This is a genomic window from Flectobacillus rivi, from assembly GCF_030056655.1.
Taxonomy (GTDB): domain Bacteria; phylum Bacteroidota; class Bacteroidia; order Cytophagales; family Spirosomataceae; genus Flectobacillus; species Flectobacillus rivi.
The window spans coordinates 389,305-408,963 of sequence record NZ_JASHIE010000006.1; the positions used below are offsets into that span (position 1 = coordinate 389,305).

Annotated in this window: 14 protein-coding genes; 3 read left to right on the top strand and 11 right to left on the bottom strand. The window is 35.6% G+C overall.

Annotation, left to right across the window (positions count from 1 at the left end; genetic code table 11):
* Positions 1-133: 133 nt before the first annotated feature.
* Positions 134-4,282, bottom strand: a complete 4,149-nt coding sequence (locus QM481_RS11270) for a two-component regulator propeller domain-containing protein (RefSeq protein ID WP_283381853.1) — start codon at positions 4,280-4,282, stop codon at positions 134-136.
* 511 nt (positions 4,283-4,793) lie between these two features.
* Between QM481_RS11270 and QM481_RS11275 the strand changes: the two genes are divergently transcribed.
* Both QM481_RS11275 and QM481_RS11280 read left to right on the top strand, forming a co-directional pair.
* The gene (locus QM481_RS11275; protein ID WP_283381854.1) at positions 4,794-7,766 is read left to right on the top strand and encodes a SusC/RagA family TonB-linked outer membrane protein; all 2,973 of its coding nucleotides are present in this window, start codon (positions 4,794-4,796) and stop codon (positions 7,764-7,766) included.
* An 83-nt stretch (positions 7,767-7,849) separates the two neighbouring features.
* A complete protein-coding gene (locus tag QM481_RS11280) occupies positions 7,850-9,478 on the top strand; it encodes a RagB/SusD family nutrient uptake outer membrane protein (protein WP_283381855.1) in 1,629 nt (542 codons plus the stop codon).
* Positions 9,479-9,745: 267 nt separating this feature from the next.
* On the opposite strand, the gene QM481_RS11285 is transcribed toward QM481_RS11280, so the two are convergent.
* The 7 genes from QM481_RS11285 to QM481_RS11315 all read right to left on the bottom strand — a co-directional run bounded on the left by QM481_RS11285 (position 9,746) and on the right by QM481_RS11315 (position 16,917).
* A complete protein-coding gene (locus tag QM481_RS11285; RefSeq protein ID WP_283381856.1) occupies positions 9,746-10,165 on the bottom strand; it encodes a hypothetical protein in 420 nt (139 codons plus the stop codon).
* Between the two features lie 163 nt (positions 10,166-10,328).
* Entirely contained in the window at positions 10,329-11,144 is an 816-nt protein-coding gene (locus tag QM481_RS11290) for a GIY-YIG nuclease family protein (RefSeq protein WP_283381857.1), read from the bottom strand.
* Positions 11,145-11,497: 353 nt separating this feature from the next.
* Positions 11,498-12,241, bottom strand: coding sequence for a carboxypeptidase-like regulatory domain-containing protein (locus QM481_RS11295; RefSeq protein ID WP_283381858.1), 744 nt, complete (start codon positions 12,239-12,241; stop codon positions 11,498-11,500).
* Positions 12,242-12,400: 159 nt separating this feature from the next.
* Entirely contained in the window at positions 12,401-13,249 is an 849-nt protein-coding gene (locus tag QM481_RS11300) for a hypothetical protein (protein ID WP_283381859.1), read from the bottom strand.
* Positions 13,250-13,637: 388 nt separating this feature from the next.
* Positions 13,638-14,693 carry a ligand-binding sensor domain-containing protein gene (locus QM481_RS11305; protein WP_283381860.1) on the bottom strand — a complete coding sequence of 352 codons (1,056 nt, stop codon included), beginning with the start codon at positions 14,691-14,693 and terminating at the stop codon, positions 13,638-13,640.
* Between the two features lie 236 nt (positions 14,694-14,929).
* Positions 14,930-15,595 carry a DUF6624 domain-containing protein gene (locus QM481_RS11310; protein ID WP_283381861.1) on the bottom strand — a complete coding sequence of 222 codons (666 nt, stop codon included), beginning with the start codon at positions 15,593-15,595 and terminating at the stop codon, positions 14,930-14,932.
* Positions 15,596-15,708: 113 nt separating this feature from the next.
* On the bottom strand, positions 15,709-16,917 hold the full coding sequence (locus tag QM481_RS11315) for a DUF418 domain-containing protein (protein ID WP_283381862.1): 1,209 nt from the start codon (positions 16,915-16,917) through the stop codon (positions 15,709-15,711).
* 256 nt (positions 16,918-17,173) lie between these two features.
* On the opposite strand from QM481_RS11315, the gene QM481_RS11320 reads away from it, so the two are divergent.
* On the top strand, positions 17,174-17,563 hold the full coding sequence (locus QM481_RS11320) for a transposase (protein ID WP_283381863.1): 390 nt from the start codon (positions 17,174-17,176) through the stop codon (positions 17,561-17,563).
* A 32-nt stretch (positions 17,564-17,595) separates the two neighbouring features.
* Here the strand turns inward: QM481_RS11320 and QM481_RS11325 are convergent, their stop codons facing one another.
* The 3 genes from QM481_RS11325 to QM481_RS11335 all read right to left on the bottom strand — a co-directional run.
* On the bottom strand, positions 17,596-18,459 hold the full coding sequence (locus QM481_RS11325) for a hypothetical protein (RefSeq protein WP_283381864.1): 864 nt from the start codon (positions 18,457-18,459) through the stop codon (positions 17,596-17,598).
* Between the two features lie 119 nt (positions 18,460-18,578).
* Entirely contained in the window at positions 18,579-19,493 is a 915-nt protein-coding gene (locus tag QM481_RS11330; protein ID WP_283381865.1) for a MutS-related protein, read from the bottom strand.
* A partial coding sequence (locus QM481_RS11335) for a hypothetical protein (RefSeq protein WP_283381866.1) occupies positions 19,456-19,659 on the bottom strand: 204 nt, incomplete at its 5' end. The genes QM481_RS11330 and QM481_RS11335, both read right to left, overlap by 38 nt.

Below are 19,659 nucleotides of genomic sequence, written 5' to 3' on the forward strand. Positions count from 1 at the left end.
TGACTTTAGGCAGTAAGCGGTTGGCATTAAGCTAAATGTTTACATTATTTCCATAGAAAAATTATAAAACTTTAAGCTTAGGACATTATTCACACAGCCTATCACGCATAAAATGTCCACTCATATCTAATTTCTACTTGGCGTTCTTGTGAATTTTAGCGTATTCAGATGGCGCATATTGATATACTTGTTGGAACATTTTTCTAAAATATTTGGCATCTTCAATCCCCACGATGGTAGCCACCTCTTGTACCCGCAAATCGGTGCTGGCTAGAAGTTGAGCGGCACGCTTTAAACGAATATCCCGAATAAACTCTACCACAGATTGACCTGTAATGGATTTTATTTGGCGATAAAAACCTGATTGACTCATAGCCATCGCTTTCACCAACTCTTGGACATTGAAATCTTGATTACTCAAGTTTTCTTCTACAATTTTCATGGCTTTTTCCAAGAAGGTTTTGGTATCATCAGGAATTGAAACAGCACTTGGCTGTAGCAATATTTGTCGTTGATAATAATCCCGTATCAACAGGCGATTGTGTAGCAGATTTTGTACTTTGGTCTGTAATAATTGTGGATGAAAGGGTTTTGACAAATATTCATCCGCACCATTTTCCAAGCCTTCAATTTGATGTGCTGCCGCCGAGCGAGCCGTCAGTAGCACCACAGGGATATGGGAAGTTTTAGGATTTTGTTTGAGTTTCCGACAAAGTTCCAAACCATCGATATTTGGCATCATGACATCGCTAATAATAAGGTCTGGCATTAACTGGCTGGCTTTTTCTAAGCCGTCCTGACCATCCACAGCAGTAAAAGTTTGATAATGAGAGTCAAAAAGCTTTTGAATGTATTGACGTACTTCAGGATGATCTTCTACAATCAAGACTTTTTGAGCATGACTAGCATCATGGTTTATATCGATACTTTGGATAGGTTGCGGAGGATTTTGCAACCAAGTAAGCTCTTTAGGCGCATTTTGCGTGATTTCTTCAGGCTTCAAATGAGCAGAACCACACGGGAGTTTTATGGTAAAAGTTGTCCCGTTTCCGATTTCACTTTGTACTAAAATTTCACCATGATGCGCTTCTATGAATTGTTTTACTAAGGATAATCCAATACCAGTTCCGACTAATTTCATGGTTTCGGTATGTGATGCCTGAAAATAAGGGTCAAATATCTGAGAAAGCGCCGAGGCTTCCATACCAACGCCATTATCCTGAATGGATATTTCTAGATAATTGTCTGACAATAGTTTATTTTCGAAAAGGGCTTCTTCGCCCGAATTCCCGACTGTTTTTACTGTCACCTGAATTTTTCTACCTGATGCAGTATATTTAAATGCGTTAGAAAGTAAATTCGTAAGAATGATTTCAATTTTTGAAGAATCAAAAAACAGCTCAACTTCCTCTTGTGGCAAATCAATGGTATAATCAATTTGTTGCTCTTCGGATTTTAACTGAAAAATCAAAAGGATTTCGCTCAACATTGGAATAATGTTGTCTTTACTTGCCGCAACAGAGATATGCCCTGACTCTACTTTCCTGAATTCTAGTAGTTGATTTACTAAATCATACAATTTTTTGCTTTGCTGATGCACTAGTAGCAGTTTACTTCTAAATGGACTTGGGGTAGTAATCATTTCCTCCAACGGACCCAAAATCAAGGTTAGGGGAGTTCTTAATTCATGCGAAACATTGGTGAAAAATCGAAGTTTTAAGTCAGTTAATTCCTTTTCTTTTTCAGTTTTGTAGGTTTCTAAAGAAAGCTCATTTTGTAGTTTTTGATGGCGCAAGGTAATTTTACGATACAAATACAACCCTGCGATAATCAATCCTAGATATAGGATATACGCCCACCAAGTCTGATACCAAGGAGGTAAAATATGAATGGTAACCGTTTCAATTTTAGACCATTGCCCTTCGCCGTTATGCGCTTTTACATAGAGTTTATAATAGCCCGAAGGTAAATTGGCAAAATTGGCTACACGAGCATTAGAGCCTACATATACCCAATGAGGATTATAGCCTTGAAGCTTGTAAGCATAACTAGTTTTGGCAGGATTGGCAAAGTTTAGACCGACAAACTCTATTGAAAAGTCATTTTCATTGGCATGAATTTCAAGCTCATCGAGTTGATTAAATGGCGCAGGAAGTACCACCCGATTGTTGATTTCTTCCCCAATTTGTACCGTTTGGTTAAAGATTTTGAGGTTGGTAAAACGAACCGTTGGTGCTTGTAAACTAGGTTGGATTTTTTCAGGATTGAAAAAAGTAACACCCTTAATTCCTCCCAAATAGAGTATCCCTGCTGCATCTTGATAGGCGGCACCGACTTTGAATGAATTACTCTGAATACCATCAGCTACGTCATAATGTATCCATTGTCCTGATTTTGGACTATATCTTCCCAACCCAGAGCCTCCAATCCAGATATTTCCTTGTTTATCTTGCAAAATGCCTTCTACATTCGATTCAGGAATATTGATGCGTCTGACCAGGTATTTACCATTTTTAAGGCTTTCGATTTTGTTCAACCCACCGCCAATCGTACCTACCCAGATAGCCCCCGAAGGGTCTTGAACTTTCTGCCAAGCAAAATTCACACTTAATGAATTTGGGTTAGTGGCTTCAAAACTAAATTTTTGTAATAGCTTCAGTCCAGAGGTTTGAATTTGTAATAACAAAACACCCATATCGCGAGTACTTGCCCAGATTTGTTCCTTGGTTTTGTCATACAACAAATGTGTGAATTGCCGAGCTTCAAGGTTTTTATTGGTGGTCGAATAGATATCAAGGATTTTTCCCGATTTATCCATTTTTAGGATTCCATTTTCGAATGTTGCTACCCAAATAAAACCTCCAGAAGTTTCGACGATACTTTCAATACTAGTTGGAGGAATAGATAAAGCAATTTTTCTCAAAACACCATTTTGCAAAAGATATAAGCCATTGTAGCGGGTACCCACCCAAAGTGTACCGTTGGTATCCATAAAAAGTGTAGATACGTCCGTACCTGTGGCGTCGCCTTTTAGCTCTCGATTAGCAAAATTGGTGTAAGATTTGGTGTCAAAATCATATTTAGAAAAACCATTTCGGGTACCTATCCAAAGCCAGTTATGTTTTGGGTCTTTTAATACTGCATTGACATAATTGTTCGGTAGGGTAGGACTTTGAAAAAAATGGCGCTGAAGGTTCTCAAAAGGCTTTCTTTTCAAATCTACCTTATTTAAGCCACCTGCTGAGGCTGCCAACCATAAAATGTGATTTGAGTCTTCATACACTTGATGAACTCGCCCAGAATTGATACTATTAGGGTTGTCATCTTTGGGTAAAAATACTTGAGGCTTACTTTCGAGTACACGAGCAGGCTCACTAATGTCTTCCCAACAATAAAGACCAAAGTTGGTGCCCACCCACAAGCGACGAAACGAATCTATGCGAATACATTCCATATCTTCAATGGAAGTAGGGGCTTTATGAAGAGTAAAATTTTTAAACTCTCTTTGTTCAGCTGGACTGATAAAATACAGATGGAAGTCGGTGCCAAGCCATAAATTACCTTTCGTGTCAAACTGTAAGGCACGAACTGTTTCGGTGGGGAAGGGTGCTTTTTGCGCTGATGTTTGTTGAGCAGATGATAGGAAAAAAAGCCCTTGGTTGACCGTTCCAATCCAAACTTGTTGTTTGGTATCGACGACCACCTCATTAGCCATATATTGTAATTGATTTCCTAGAATGGCGATACGACTTATTTTTTCTAAAACATGAGCTTCATTTAGCGTTAGCACAAATACGCCGTCGCGCGAGCAGGCGTAAAGATGATTAGATTGGTCGGTAGCAATAGACAAAATACTCGCTTTCCGAAGCAACTGTATCGTTGATTTATCGGCGGAGGAGCTAATGTTTTCAGCAATGTTGACAAACTTATCTTTGTTGACATCATAGTAACCGAGTCCAGCACGTTCGGAGCCATACCACAAGGTACCATTGTTTTGTTTATGAAAAACATGAATTCTATTCGAAGTAAGTCCATTTAAAGGATTTACTGGAAGCTTATATTTCTTCAACTCGAAGCCATCATAACGGGCAATTCCGTCGTTGGTGCCAATCCAAATAAACCCCAGATTGTCTTCTACCACACACATGGCATCGCTATGTGGCAAGCCCTCATTTACAGTGAGGTGCTCAAACTGAAATTTGTTTGAGTTTGTTTGAGCGTACGACTCTTTGTGTGCTAAAGCCATCAGCCAAAGCACAAGGAATAATTTTACTACTTTCATACTATTAACATTCAATCGTCTACACAGTATTAAAACTGAACAAAGGTTTTCAACCTATTTCAGATTTTTGACTTCAGAAATACGGAATGATCCTTCTATTTTTTATCATATAAGATTCAAAAAATTGGTAATTCTTCTGCAATCTAACATCCAATATCTGAAACGAATGGTTGGATAATCCTTCAAATAGTCTTAACACTTCATCTACTTTATAAGGAAAAGAGGCAGAAGGACTACTGTAGTTTTAATTAAAAAAACTGATTTTCTGACAAAATTGTGTAAAAATAACACAAATTAAGTTTCTGTGATTTTATCCCCCGTTTTTGACGAAAAAAGCCCCCGTCTGACCCACTGCTACCCCTTAGTTTTGTATTATTCAAATGTAGGATTTACCCATTCTTAGATAGATAGCAAGTAATTCCTCAAATTCTTCTAATTCAATAAAATCCCAATCAAACGCTAGGAGCCTATGAAAATCAAATGGTTACTATTATGTAGTCTAGTGCTTAGTATGGAAAATCTACAGGCTAATAACCTTGTAGCAAATTCTACTAATGCCAAGTCTACTCTCGGCGCTTATACGCTAAAAGAAAAAACAATTACTGGTCAGATTACCGATGAAAAAGGCGAAGGCTTACCAGGGGCAAGTGTGGCTGTAAAAGGTACGAGTATTGGTACTAATACAGATTCGAAAGGTAATTTTACCCTCAAAATTGATGACTCGAAAGAGGCTGTTATTGTGGTGACGTATGTAGGATTTACTACACAAGAAACTACAGTTGGTGGTCGTTCGGTAGTGAATATCCAGTTAAAAGCTGATACCAAATCATTAGATGAGGTTGTAGTGGTAGGATACGGTACTCAAAAGCGTTCGGACATTACAGGTTCGGTTGCGTCAGTTCCTAAAAACAGATTATCTCAATTACCTGTTACCAACGTAATGCAGGCAGTTCAAGGCTCGGTAGCTGGGGTAAACGTTTCTCAATCTTCTTCAATCCCAGGTTCTGAACCTTCAACGATTGTTCGTGGTCAAAACTCCATTAATGCAAGTTCAGGTCCTTTTGTAGTGGTTGATGGTATTCCATTGAGTAAAACGGGTGGTTCATTAAACGACATCAACCCGAATGACATCGAGTCGATGGAGATTTTGAAGGATGCTTCAGCTGTAGCAATTTATGGTACAAACGGTGCGAATGGTGTTATTTTGATTACTACTAAACGTGGTAAAACTGGTAAGCCATCTATCCGCTATAGTAACTACACAGGTATCGAAGATTTCTCTCACGTGCTTCGTCCTCGTAATGGTGCTGAGTATTTGCAGAAATACAAGGATTACTTGATCCAAACTGGTCAAACTCAAACGAGCCCTGTGCCAAACTACAATGAGTTGACGAACTATAACAAAGGTATCGAAACAGATTGGTTGGGATTGGCAAGCCAAACAGGTATCATGCAAAACCACAACTTGAGTATTTCGGGTGGTACACCCAATATCAAATACTTTATTGGTGGTGACTACTTGAATCAAAAAGGGGTAATCAAAGGATACCAATATCAAAGAATTAGCTTCCGTTCTAACTTAGATATTAACGTAACGGATTTCTTGACAGTAGGTACATCATTGTTTATCAATAATAACAATTATGATGGCGGACGCACCAACTTATTGAACGCATCTGCGATGAGTCCTTACGGTCAGATTTACAACACTGATGGTACCTACACGATTTATCCAATGTTCCCAGAGCAGTTGTACACTAACCCAATGTTGGGTTTGACGACTAGCCGTGTAGATGGAAATACCAACTTGAACGGTAATGCGTATGGTGAAATTAAGTTTGGCGGAAAATTGAAAGGGTTGAAATATCGTATGAACTTAGGTTATTCTTTTATTCCTAAACATACAGGTTCATATACGGGTCGCCAAGCAAATGATTTGTTAGGAACAGCGAACTCTTTCTATTCGCAGACCAACAGTTTTACTTTGGAAAATATCCTTTCTTACACAAAAGACTGGGATAAACACCATTTGGACTTGACAGCGCTTTATTCTGCTCAACAAAGAGAATATAACGAAGCATCAGCTAGAGCGACAGGTTTTGTGAATGATGAATTAGGCTTTAACTCAATCGGTGCAGGCGCTACTCAATCAAGTGCCTCGTATGCTGACCGTTATGGTTTGAATTCTCAAATGTTGCGTGTAAACTACTCTTACGACAGTCGTTATTTGTTTACGGTTACTGCTCGTCGTGATGGTTCATCTGTATTTGGTGCTAATACTTCAAAATACGGTTTGTTCCCATCAGTAGCTTTAGGTTGGAATGTAATGAATGAAAATTTCATGAAAAACAACCGTACTATTAATAACCTAAAATTGCGTTTGTCGGTAGGTAAATCAGGAAACGAAGCTATTTCGGTATATCGTACAATTACTACTAACAATATTGTTCGTGAGCCATTTAATGGTTTGAGTACAATTGGTGCTGTAGCTGGTAACCTTGGTAATGGTAACCTTCAGTGGGAAACAACCTTGAGCCGTAACATCGGTGTTGACTTTGGTTTCTTAAACAACAGAATCAACGGTAGTTTGGAATTGTACAAAAACAATACTACAGGTATTTTATTGCAAAGAAGTTTACCAATTGTAACAGGGTATTACAACGTATTTGACAACCTTGGCGAAACGTCAAACACAGGTATCGAATTGACATTGAATACTCGTAATGTAACAAAAGGAGACTTCAAATGGGAAACAACGGTAGTATTTGCGTCTAACCAAAACAAAATTGTTGACTTGTATGGTGACAAAAAAGATGACTTAGGAAACCGTTGGTTTATTGGTCAGCCTATCAGTGTAATCTATGACTACAAATTGGCTGGTGTTTGGCAAAAAGGCGAAGATGCTTCTAAGCAAGACCCAGGTGCTGTAGCGGGTGATTTGAAATTTACGGATGTTAATGGCGATGGAAAAATCACTGCTGAAGACCGTATCATTTTAGGACAAACTGCTCCAAAATGGACAGGAGGTTTGACAAATACATTCCACTACAAAAACTTCCACTTGAATGTATTTATCCAAACAGTTCAAGGCATTACTCGTAACAACAACGACTTGACGTATGCCGATGAAACAGGTAAGAGAAATACCCCAATCGACGTAGGTTATTGGACTGCTGAAAACATGAGTCAAACACGTCCTTCATTGGCATACAAAAACCCAAGAGGATATGGATATGCATCTGACGCGAGCTTCACCAGAATCAAAGACGTAACCTTGAGTTATGTGTTTACGCCAGCAATTTTGGATAAACTAGGTTTGGGTGGCTTGACGGTATATGCAAGTGGACGTAACCTTTACACATTTACCAACTGGATTGGTTGGGACCCAGAATCTTCGCAATCGCAAAGAGGTTCGGGCGACTGGACAAACAACTACCCATTAACTCGTCAATTAGTATTGGGCTTGAATGTTAGTTTGAAATAAACGTAAAGTTTGCCTGTAGCTTTTTGAAGACAAAATGGAACATTTATGCTCTTTGTCTAAATCCTAATTAAAATTTGATTTCCATGAAAAAACTAAAAAATATAGCTTTATTGGCGCTAGCAATTGGTACGGCAGCTTGTAAAGATTCCTTTTTAGCAGAAAAGCCTTTTTCATCATATACTCCAGCAACACTCAATGACTCGCTCGGTGTAGAGGCTTCTTTGGTAGGTTTGTATAACCACACAAGTACCATTTTTACTTGGTCTGACCGTCAGGGATGGGTAAGCGTTTGGCAAGTTGGAACCGACGTAGCCAATGCTACAGCTAACCAAGAAGGTATCGAAATCCCATATTATAACTACAACTTGTTGACACCTACCGACGGTGCAGCAGCTCGTACTTGGGATAGAAACTATATCTTGATTAACCTATCAAATATCATTATCAACTCATTGGATTCACCAAATTTAAAGAATATTACTTCGGTTGGTAAAAATAAAATGAGTGCTGAAGCGAAGTTTTTCAGAGCGTATGCTTACAATAACTTAGCGACTTGTTTTGGAGGTGTGCCTTTGTTGACACAAGCTTTAACTGCTCCTAAAACAGATTTTACGCGTGCTTCTATCGATGAGGTGAACAACCAAATCGTAGCGGATTTAACTTTTGCAGCAACAAATTTACCCGATATTGAAGATGTAAAAAGCAATACAAAAGGTAAGTTGTATGGTCGTGCCAATAAATTTATGGCCATGCAATTGTTAGGTGAAGTATATTTGAGAATGGGTAAGCCAGAATTGGCTGAAACACAGTTGAAAGCAATTATTGACAGCGGTAAATTCAAATTGGTTAAAAACAGATTTGGTATTAAAACTAGTCAAAAAGGAGATTACTATTCAGATATGTTTGTGTACGGTAACCAACGTCGTAGCCAAGGAAATACAGAAGCACTTTGGGTATTGGAGCAAGAAAATCCAAGTAGTGTAGTGGGTGGTAACACAGGTAGTGCACAACAAAGACGTGTTTGGGGAGCAGCGTATCACAACGTAAGAGGTATGGCTTTGTCAGACTCTACAGGTGGTCGTGCTTTGGGTCGTTTGAGATTGAGTAACTGGGTAATTTACAACTTGTACAAAGATGGCGATATTCGTAACTCATCAAACAATATTCGTCGTCGCTACGTGTATAATGATCCAGCACAGACTGCTACTTATGGTAAACAAGTACCTTATGCAGGGACAGATACCTTGTTCAACTTGGCTCCACATACTACAAAATGGTACCAGTTTGATCCGAACGATACCTTTGGTTTTGCGATGATTAAAGACTATGTGTTGATGCGTTTGGGCGAGACATACTTATTATTGGCTGAAGCTCAGGTACAACAAGGTAAGTTGCAAGATGCAGCCAATACCATCAACGTATTGCGTGCAAGAGCATTCCCGAACTATCCAGCACAGGGACAAGTTTCGGCAAGTGATATGACTTTAGATTTTATCTTGGACGAAAGAGTACGTGAATTAATCGGAGAAGAAAATCGTCGTATGACGTTGATGCGTACCAAAAAACTAGTTGACCGTGTAAAACGTTTGAATGCTAGTAGTGCAGTAAACCCAGTTCAAGGTATCGCCGACAAACATTTGTTATTACCTATCCCGCTTACCGAGATTCAGTTAAACAAAGATGCTGTATTACAACAAAACCCCGGCTATTAAGTATTAATGCTGAATTGTGAGTTGTGAATTTTGAATGTAATTTTTAATAAGCGTTATTTTACACTCGAAATTATCAAATCTTAATAAACATTAATTCTGAATTATAGCAAAACCTAAAGTATTAAGAGAGCGAATACTTCGTGGGCAATAATTCAACTTTTGCTCTCTGCATCCCAAATTTCTAGATGGCGCAAGCGTAAGCTTGTGCCATTTTTTTGTTATATATCGCTAGTTCGAGTCTTAGACTTGAACCAGAAGTGACATTTCTTACTCTTCCTTCAATGCTTTGTTTCTTGAGTTTACAATTCTGCTATTGAGTGTTTTACTGTAATAGTATCTATATTGAGGAATCGAATTATTTTTGTAGTAGATATTTGTCAAATCTTTATATTCAATTACGTCCGCAGATTGGTAGTTGCTAACTTCAAACAACCCGCTTCCATAAATCCGATAGACATTCCCTTTTGAAATAATGCCCCAAAGTGTGTCTTTGGATATTTTTTCTTTAGACCCATCAGCATATTTTACCAAAATATATCTGCCAATGGGATTAGTACTGATGGAAGTAATCTTTGTTGTGTCTTTTATTTGGGCAAATAAATCAGAGCTTTTAAATAATAATTTATTTTGCTGAGCATTAATTTGAGCACTAAGTAGAATGGCGATTAATAAGGTGATTTGTTTCATAGATATTGATGTTTAGATGAGATACTTTTAATTTGATATTGGCATCTGAAAATCGCCAGTTTAATAGTTCCGTGGTTGGCAATATAATTACAATCGACCAATTTACATTCATTATTCTCTTGAAGTTGATACTATGTTACAGCTCGTGTTGTCTGTTCGGCAATTAGTTTTCATTATATCCAAATTGCCTACTTTGTAAGATGTCTTTCCACCAGCTTTCTCTATTTATAATGATTTGATCGTCAGTTGTAGATTTATAAATATCAAGAATTGAGTATCTGAAATTCGCTTTTATATAATCAAATGTAAGTCGTTTTAGTCCAACGTTGCCACCATGTCCAGTCTTTATATAGGCCCTCCAACGACCTAAAATCATATTTTCTCCATAAGCTGAACCAATATACATTTTACCATTCGATATATCAGTAATCAAGTAAACGCCTTTTTGATTTTGGAGCGCCGTTTTCCAATTATCTTTCTCTAAGACTCTTTGCATTTCCTCCCAAGAGATATTCACTTTTTCATAGCCAGGGAATAAGTCGTTATCAAAAGTATCAGGTAAAATTTGGGAAACATAACACTCGTCAAATACAGATTCTGCGTTCCGAATCATTGTCTGAGCTTTGTTCTTGTACTTTATAATTAATCGTCCTACATATTTTTCATATTCGGGCAAGTCTTGATACTCATAACCAACACCATTAAATATATTCAAGTCTTTGGTTACTTGTCCAATATGAAATAATAACCAAAAATCTTCATTTGGCTTTATCTTAACGAGCCCTATCGTGATTTGATCTGCCTTGAACGATTTGTTTTTGCTGTAGTTCCAATATTGTCCAGCTAGCATTGTTGAAATGTCACCGCCTTTAAAAAGCTCTATAGGATTCCAATTCTGAGCGAACATCAAATTGAAGCGAATCTTTACATTGCTCAAATTGTCAAGTCGCAAAATGTCATTTAATTTAATACTTTCCATTTTCTATAGTCTGTTTGTTTATGGTGTATTTCTTTATGATTGCCTATAACTACTATATCGCTAAAATATAGTTAATAATTATTCCATCAATACAACCAGTATAGAATATAAACGAAAGCCGTAGTTTTATTAACCAAAGTCAACCTCTTCATCAAAGATGAAGACAATTGCCTTGTTAAAAGGAATAATACCGTAGTTCAAGTCCATAACAAGTTCGAGTCTCCAGACTTAGACTCATTTTGCCAAAGTTTTAAACTCTGCCTGTAAACAAAGATTTTGATATTTGTTGGTCTTTAAGTTTGAAAATTTAATAAAAAAAAGGTTCAAGTCTATGACTTGAACCAGAGGTGTTATCAGCTGCTTTTCTTTTTTCGTTGCCACCATTTTCTCTTTGTTTTAACAACACAAACTTCCCCCATTAACATTGAAGTACTCGGTAACAAATAAAGTTCTTTGTCCACAGGCAAGTCTTTTTTATAAATTATGAACTCGAGTGGATCAAAACCAGCATAAAGTACATTAAATACAATTTGATCTTCAATTAAATTTTCTGGGATATTAAAAGCAAAAACTCCATTTATGTTGGTAGTTGTCCCAATATTTTTGCCTTTGATACTAATTGATGCCCCAGGCAAAGGTTCTTTGGTTTCGGAGTTAAAAACTTTCCCTTTGATAAAATTTTTGAGACTATCTTTTATTGTCTGATCTTCTGTTGTCGTAATATCAGCGATGACTCCTTTGTTAAAATTATCAGTTTTTAAAATAGTTTGATTGTTTTTAATAGTTGTCTGAGCTACTAATTTGTCAATAGGAGAGAGCAATAAAAGTCCAGCAAAAAGGTGAAAAACTGTTTTGTCAAATTTTTGTAGATTTTGAATTTCAATAACTCTATCAACTTGATTTATGTTTAAACGACCACAAAGTTTACCGTTTGAGTTTTCAATCAAATGAATAATTTGATTATCTGACAATTCCGAAAAGTCAATTACATTTTTTGAACAATTTGAGCAAAATCGTCCTTTGTCGGAAATAGTCATCGATGTCCAGCTTTCTGTACAAGGATTGTCAATAGTCAATTTATAATTTGTTCTTTTCATATCGTTTTAAAGTAGACTATTACGAACGTTTTGTGGCATTGTGAGGAAGTAGATATAATATTAATATTCTACAAAAGTTTATGCGAAGTAAAATGTGCATTTAACAATTTCACCTGCCATTGAGTCAAACGCCTGTTTCAAGTAGTTGTTATTCGTTCATTAATTGGCAAGCCCATATTTAACCATATAATTTTCTCTTGCTTTAAAATGTAGAGTTTGTTTGTCGTAGAGAAACACAAATTCTACTGGAATTTTCTTGAATGGATTGTTCAATGAGTAGGTTACGTGCTTTCCATTTACAGTTTCGCGGTCGTACCAGTCGTTATTTTTTGTTTTTCCTTGGATAAAAACTATTTTACCTATGAATGCAATGTCATTAAAGCCATCATTGTTGTAGTCATTAATTTTCAATGTCAATTCTTTAGGCTCATAAACGCTGTTGTCTTCGTGTGCATCATAAGTCTTAATGGCATAGTCAAAATAACCGTCATAAACATTTTCCATTGTATCTGCTGAAATTTTAAAAATTTCGTGTCCACCATTTCCTTTTGCTGTTGCTGTAACGGTCAAAAGAAATGGTGATTGATTTGGGAAAATTCTAATGAAGTCAAATCGTTGTCTAGACAGCAACTTTACTAACTGGCCATCAGTTGTGAGTAACAGTTGATATTTCCAGGGATAAGAAACCATAGATCCGGTACCGTAATCATACTCAATAAAAAAGTAGTCTTTGTCAGAACCGTAAATTTTCACCTTTTTGAAGGTCGTAATTTTCTCCTTCGTTTTTTGAATTGTGTTTTCATCAACTTCAAGGTCAAAACTTTGTCGTAGGTAAGCAATGAATTGGGTCGTATCTCGTATTGTTGGAAAGTCCGCAACCTGACTAAAGAAAGTGGCTTCCTTTTCTTGAGCTTTTGTAACAGGACGTTTTTTGTCTTTGGTTGTCTGTTTGCTACCACAACCCCAAGTCATCAAAGTCAAAATTGTTAATGTGAGCAGTGTCTTCATACAATTATTAGGGACAATTTAGGGCTTTGAGTTGGAGTGTATTTGAGACCGAAAACTTTCAAACAGAACCAATGTTTATTAATTGCCTAAATGTTTCAACTCTCACTGTTGTCGACCCACTAAAGGAGAGGCTGTGTTTCTCAGGCACAACTCAAATATCGATAAATAAATATAAACTTCCATCCTGTGTAGAACCTTTAGTTTTGTCATAGCAAATAAGTCATGAATTTCATTTTTTGTATCATCGCTCCTAAAACAACTAGTCGTTAATAACTCGATTGCAAGTGCCTCAATTAAAAAAACAAACCTCCATTAAATCGCTTTAACAGAGGTCTGGAAGTGTGGTGCAACAGCTACCGATGTTATCGGATGTTCTTTTCTTTTGCTCTTATGGTTTAAACTGTTCAAATGTCTTTCCATTAAATTTATATGCACCGTTTTCGTGTGTGCCAAGCCAAAGGTCTCCATTAGTATCTTTGTAAATGCTGAATACGGTAATGTCTTTTGATTCTGCTTGAATTTGATAGTGTGTAATTTTTGTTCCATCATATTTCCAAACGCCTTCACGATAAGTTACAAACCACAAATTATTATCGTTGTCTCTTACCGTTGAAAGATATTCATTCAGCCCCCTTGTATTTTTGCCATCTAAACTACCTATGCTTTCGTGTCTTGTATAAAACTTATTGCTTTTTAATGTTATGCTGTCATAAATACTGTAACGATTTTCGGTATTAAACCAAAAGTCTCCATTTTTGTCTTCTGTAATTGAACGCACTCCATTTGCTCCTTCGTTGCGAAATTCGGTAACATCTTCTTCTGTTATCCATTCGAATGATTTTCCATCGTAACGACATACTCCAACGGGATTTGTACCAAACCAAATATTACCTTTTCTGTCTTTATAAATGCTATAAACGTCAAATGGATTGTTAAGCTTGGGTGGGTTTGGAAGTGTCAAATCATAAACGGTATTTCCATCAAATCGGTAAACTTTTTGTTTGTTTTGATGAGGATTTATAAGCCACAAATCATTCGCTTCAAGTTTCCATTCATTACTTGGCGTTGCTCTAATATTGGTAAAAGATTTTCCGTCAAACTTTGTAATAGTAGAATTTGGGTTCATACCTGTGAAATATATGTTGCCCGATTGATCTTCTTCTATATCATCAACTCTATCGGTGTACAAACCGTGTTTTGTTGTATAATTTATCAGTGTTTTTCCGTCATATTTGTACAGTCCTGTTTTCCAACTACCAAACCAATAGTTTTTTTTCTTGTCTTGGTAAAGCACCATTATATTGCTTCCTAGTTCTTTGACAGTGTCACCTTTAACATTTATTTCTTTTAAAAGTACAAAATGGTTCTTCGAATTAGAAGTCTGCCCATTGCATGAAATAAAAATGGGTAGAATACTAAAAAATAAGAATGTTGTTAATTTCATTTCTGTCCATTTATTGTTTAGTACTGTATATTATAGAATAGCCAAAAACGGATAGGTTTTTGTGATGGGCGGGTTTCAAAGCACAAATGCCCAAGCCTAATATTCTAAGTTTGTAAGTTAGCCTAGCCCACCTGACGCAAAGCCTGTGTGCCTTTTGCACAACTCAAATATTTTATAAGAGTATTTTTTGAGAAAATGAGTTGTGCGACAGCTACCCTTGTTAGCTGCAGTGTCTGTTATTTGTAAAGTTTTGGCTCTGTTATTCCTTGTTTTTTCAAAACTTCTTTATTCATTTCAAAGTGCATTATTGTCATATTGTTATAATATTCTTTGAATGCAGGTAAATCATATTCAGCTCTCAATCTTTCAATATTTAAACTGTCAATTAAACCGTTACGAGGAATTGCTTGACCATTTGTATTGTATGTAACTTGAGAGCCAAATCTTTGTTTTTGATTTGTATTTACTGCAATTCTATCTTCCAACATTGCATATTCGTTTCTTTTTGCGTTGTTAATTTCAATTTGTTTTTTTAATTCTTGCAACATTTGTTTTTGAAATTCTACGTCATTATCTGCGTGTTGAATTGGAAGCCAAAATTTTGTTGAATTTTCTTTTCCAACTTCATTAAATCCTAAATAACCAAACTTGTTAAATAGTTTTTTAATTCTTGATTGATTATCCTTACTTACACTATCTCTTTTTGCTGAAAAAATTTCCCACGCTTTTTCTCGTCCGTATTTTTTAAATAATTCTTCAGATGGGATTCCAGCATATTTCTGGTCAATTTTCGCAATATAATCTAATTCAGAGATTATATTATTTCTTTTGTTTTCACTGATTTTCTTATTTGTATTACAGCTAAAAAAAAGAAGAACTAATAAGATTGTTAAATATTTCATTTTCAGCGTTTTTTTTTTGCAACATTTCAGATAACGAAAAAGGCTTTGTGTAGGATAGAAAATAGCATTTTGTCTGCCTAAGTTGCACAAAACCCCGTATTGTGCGTTCGCTTTTATTTCTTCAATTGAAATAATCGTTGATAACTTAGTGAACGCCATAACCATTCCAATAAACCATAATTGTATTTTGTCAGCCACCATTTGCTTGTCAATATTTGTATTATGTAAATTATTAATCCTGTCAACAAATACCAGTGTAAAGCCCAATTTGGTCTAACACAAATAAATAAAACAAACGCAATTATATTTTGTGTCACATAATTTGTCAGTGTCATTTTACCAGTTACTTCAAGTGCAGAGAAAATTCTTTTTGTCTTATTTGAAAAATACAACCAGATAATACCTGTCGTTGTAGAAATCATTATAAATATAATTTGTGGATAATAAAGGTTGTAGTAATTATTGAAATCCAACTCGTTTTTTTCGATTGCAAGTAGTAGTAAAAAAATACTTATTGAAAATGTTAGACTAACTAAAAATATCCTTTTGATAACTTTAATATTGATGTTGTTTTCTGCGAAGAAATTACTTCGATGTAAGGCGACGCCAATTAAAAAACATCCTAATTGTATTAGGTGAAGTATCATTGAATAGCTTAAACGAAGCATCCATTTATATCGCATAAAGAGATTTGCTTTTATATTGTCTAAAATTCCATTACGATTATAAAGTTGATAAAAAATATCACGGTCTTTTGGTGCAAAAAGTAAATGTTGTCGTCCTAAATAAGATTGCAAAAAAGGTGTAAGCAATAAAATTCCTATTCCAAAAACGAACAGGGTTTTCGTATTAAAATTGTAGAATAGTAAAAGTATTAATCCCATCAACACATAATCATTTAGAATATCGCCACCAAAAAAGATTGTATTAAAGAATGCGAAAACAAATAACCAAAGCATGCGTTTGATGAAAAATGTATATAATGGTTGTCCGTTTTTATTTATTTTTTTTAGTAGTGCTGAAAACCCAAAGCCAAATAAAATTGCTAATAAAGTCCAGCCTTTTGAACCAAATATAATTTCGGTTGAACTTTCAATGAATGAAGTTAAACTGTCAGTATTGGTTTCGCTTGAATGGGTATTCCAGCCATAAATTGTGGAGTAATTCATTATAACAACACTAAATAAAGCCCACCCCCTTAAAATGTCTATAATTGATATGCGCTGGTTTTGTGAAATTGGGCTACTGTCTGTCATAAGATAAGTATCTGAGTAATCATTTTCCTTTGCATTATTTTGGTTTTCGTCTAAAGTGGCGCACAACGTCTGTAGGCTTGGCGAAAGGCGGAATTTCTTGCACTAAACTTCATTAAAAGCACAAAGTTTGATTTAGCACTAAACTTTCATAGAAGCACCAACCCCAGTCTTTTGCCAAACTGTTGTGCCTGTTGCACAACTCAAATATATCGAAATAACCATAGACTTCCACCTTGTTGAGAACCTTTAATTTTATCTTGGGGAATTGCCTAAAAATGTGTATTTTAAAGGTATGCAAGGACGCAAAAATCTCCAATTTAAAATGTACTACCAAGTCAGCTTAGATAGCTTGGTAAGTGTTGATAATTTCTGTCGAAAACTTGAAAAAGCACTTGATTTACACTTTTTGTACGCTCGAACAGCTCCTTATTATGGAACTGAAGGTCAGGAGTCAATAGATCCCGTCGTGTTTTTCAAAATATTGTTAGTGGGGTATTTGAATAATATTCCTTCCGATAGACGTCTGATGGAATACTGTTCAAATTGCTTGGACATTCGCCTGTTTCTCCAATATGATTTGGACGAAACTCTTCCTTGGCATAGTACTATTAGCCGCACACGTCAGTTGTATGGCGAAGGAGTATTTTTAGAGTTATTTCAAGCGGTTTTGAAGCTGTGTGTCGACAAAGGCATGGTTCGAGGCAAACGTTAGGCAATTGATAGCGTTTTTATTAAAGCCAATGCTTATGCCCAGTTTTTTTTCTCTCCATTTTTCATGTCAATTATTTCTCTGTCCGAAGTAATTAATACATTACCATTCAAAGCAAATTCAGTTTCAGTCGGACAATTTATTATCACTTCTTTTACAATTAACCCATTGTCTTTATTAATATACTTCAGTTTTTTCTTTCCGCCTTTCATAAATGGCCAACTCACACCTAAAAAGGCACCCAATTCAGCATTAAAAGAAACTCTTAAAAAATGTCCATCTTCATTTATAGGGATACTCCATTTAAGGTTTCCTGATTGAATGTCATAGCAACTCAAAGGGCCACCGCTTTCTGAAATTGCAAAGCAATTGTCAGCTATCTCTAAATCCAAAGTCGCAAAAGATTGTCTTTCGATCTTGGTTTTAATTTTCTTAGTATGTCTATCGATTATTTGAATTTTATTTGATTTGTCAATAATGTCAATTTCTAAATACATACTGTTGAAGAAGTATTTTGCACCATGCACCTTATCTGTTTCAAGTCCAGTATTGATGTCAAATATCCGACTTGCGCCAACTTCAAATTGAGCAAAGAATTTAGAATTGTCACTATACAGAATTTGAATGTGCTGAGCTTTTTTTAGGTCTTTCCGCTGCCAAATGAGTTTGCCTGTTTCTGTTTCATAAGCACATATTCCGTGTCTTCCCCAACAACCACAAATACAGATTTTTCCGTCCTCAGAAATCGTAAGTCTTTGTCCTCCAAAATCAAGTACTGTATCAAATTCGGATATTATATGCAAAGAATTTATGTCAAAAATTTGAACTCGTTTTTCAAACTCAGCAAGTGCAATGGTATGTCCGCTTAATGATGTTGATATGTGTCTTACGTCTTTCATAAAATTGCGTATAATGTATGGGCATTTAGGAAGGACTGGGCTTTGAGATGCTGATTTTCAATTGCTTGTGTCTGTAATTCTTTATTAAATACCATTTTGAGTGCAGAACTTTTTCTCTTTTATGTTAATTTTATTTGCAAAGTTTCACTAATTTGTTTTGCTTCATTGATTATGTCTAACGGGTAATCTGATAATTCTAATAATTTGATAGCGTTTCTTGTTTTCAATTGTCCCGACTTAATTTTGTGGTCAAAGTCTAGTATATCATTCTCAATCGTTTCAGTAAAATGGTACAACTCGTATTCACTTTTAAGCATTTCAGACAGCTCAATGTCATGAGTTGCTACAATAACAATATTATTTTTACGATTTAAGTAAGAAAGTATAGCCTTCGATGAAGCAATTCTTTCTATTGTATTAGTCCCTTTAAAAACTTCGTCCAGAATAAATAGATTTTGAAATGGTCTTTCCACTTCTGCAATGAGAGTTGCCATAATACTCACTTCTTCAAAATAATAGCTTTTGCCTTGAAAAAGATTGTCATCTATTCTTATTGATGAATATTGTTTCAAAATAGGTGATTCGAATTTATCAGCAAAACAGGTATAAATTGTTTGTGCAAGAATAGAATTTATACAAAAAGTTCTTAAAAAGGTGGATTTACCAGACATATTTGAGCCAGTTATTAAAATACTGTTTTCTCCAATATTGAGGCTGTTTGTTACGCAATTAGTAATTAAGGGGTGATAAATATTTTCTACGATAACTTTGTTCGTCTCTTTTGTCAATTTTGGTAAACAGGTTGCTGACTCTCCCGCTCGTAGCGATGCAATGGAGATACAAATATCAAGATTACCAATAAAATTGAATAATGCAATTATCGAGTTCTGTCTTGCTTCCAACTCTTTGGTAATTTTGAAAAGTGTAAACACCTCAATTAAAAAGCAACCTTTTAATAATTCCAAAATATAATTAAGTAAAAACTCCATTTCTCCTTTAATCCCATCTTGATTTTCGAAGTTTAAAAAGTTCAATTTTCTTTGAAACGATTTGAGGTTCTGAATATGGGATTCGAGAGAATTTGTAAGCTTCCCCAAAAATAGTACGGATTAAAAGTTTAAAAAGTGTGATATTTTTTAACTTTAGGTAAGTATTATGAAAAGCAGCAAATTTAGTCCAACCGAAATTGCTAAGATTCTT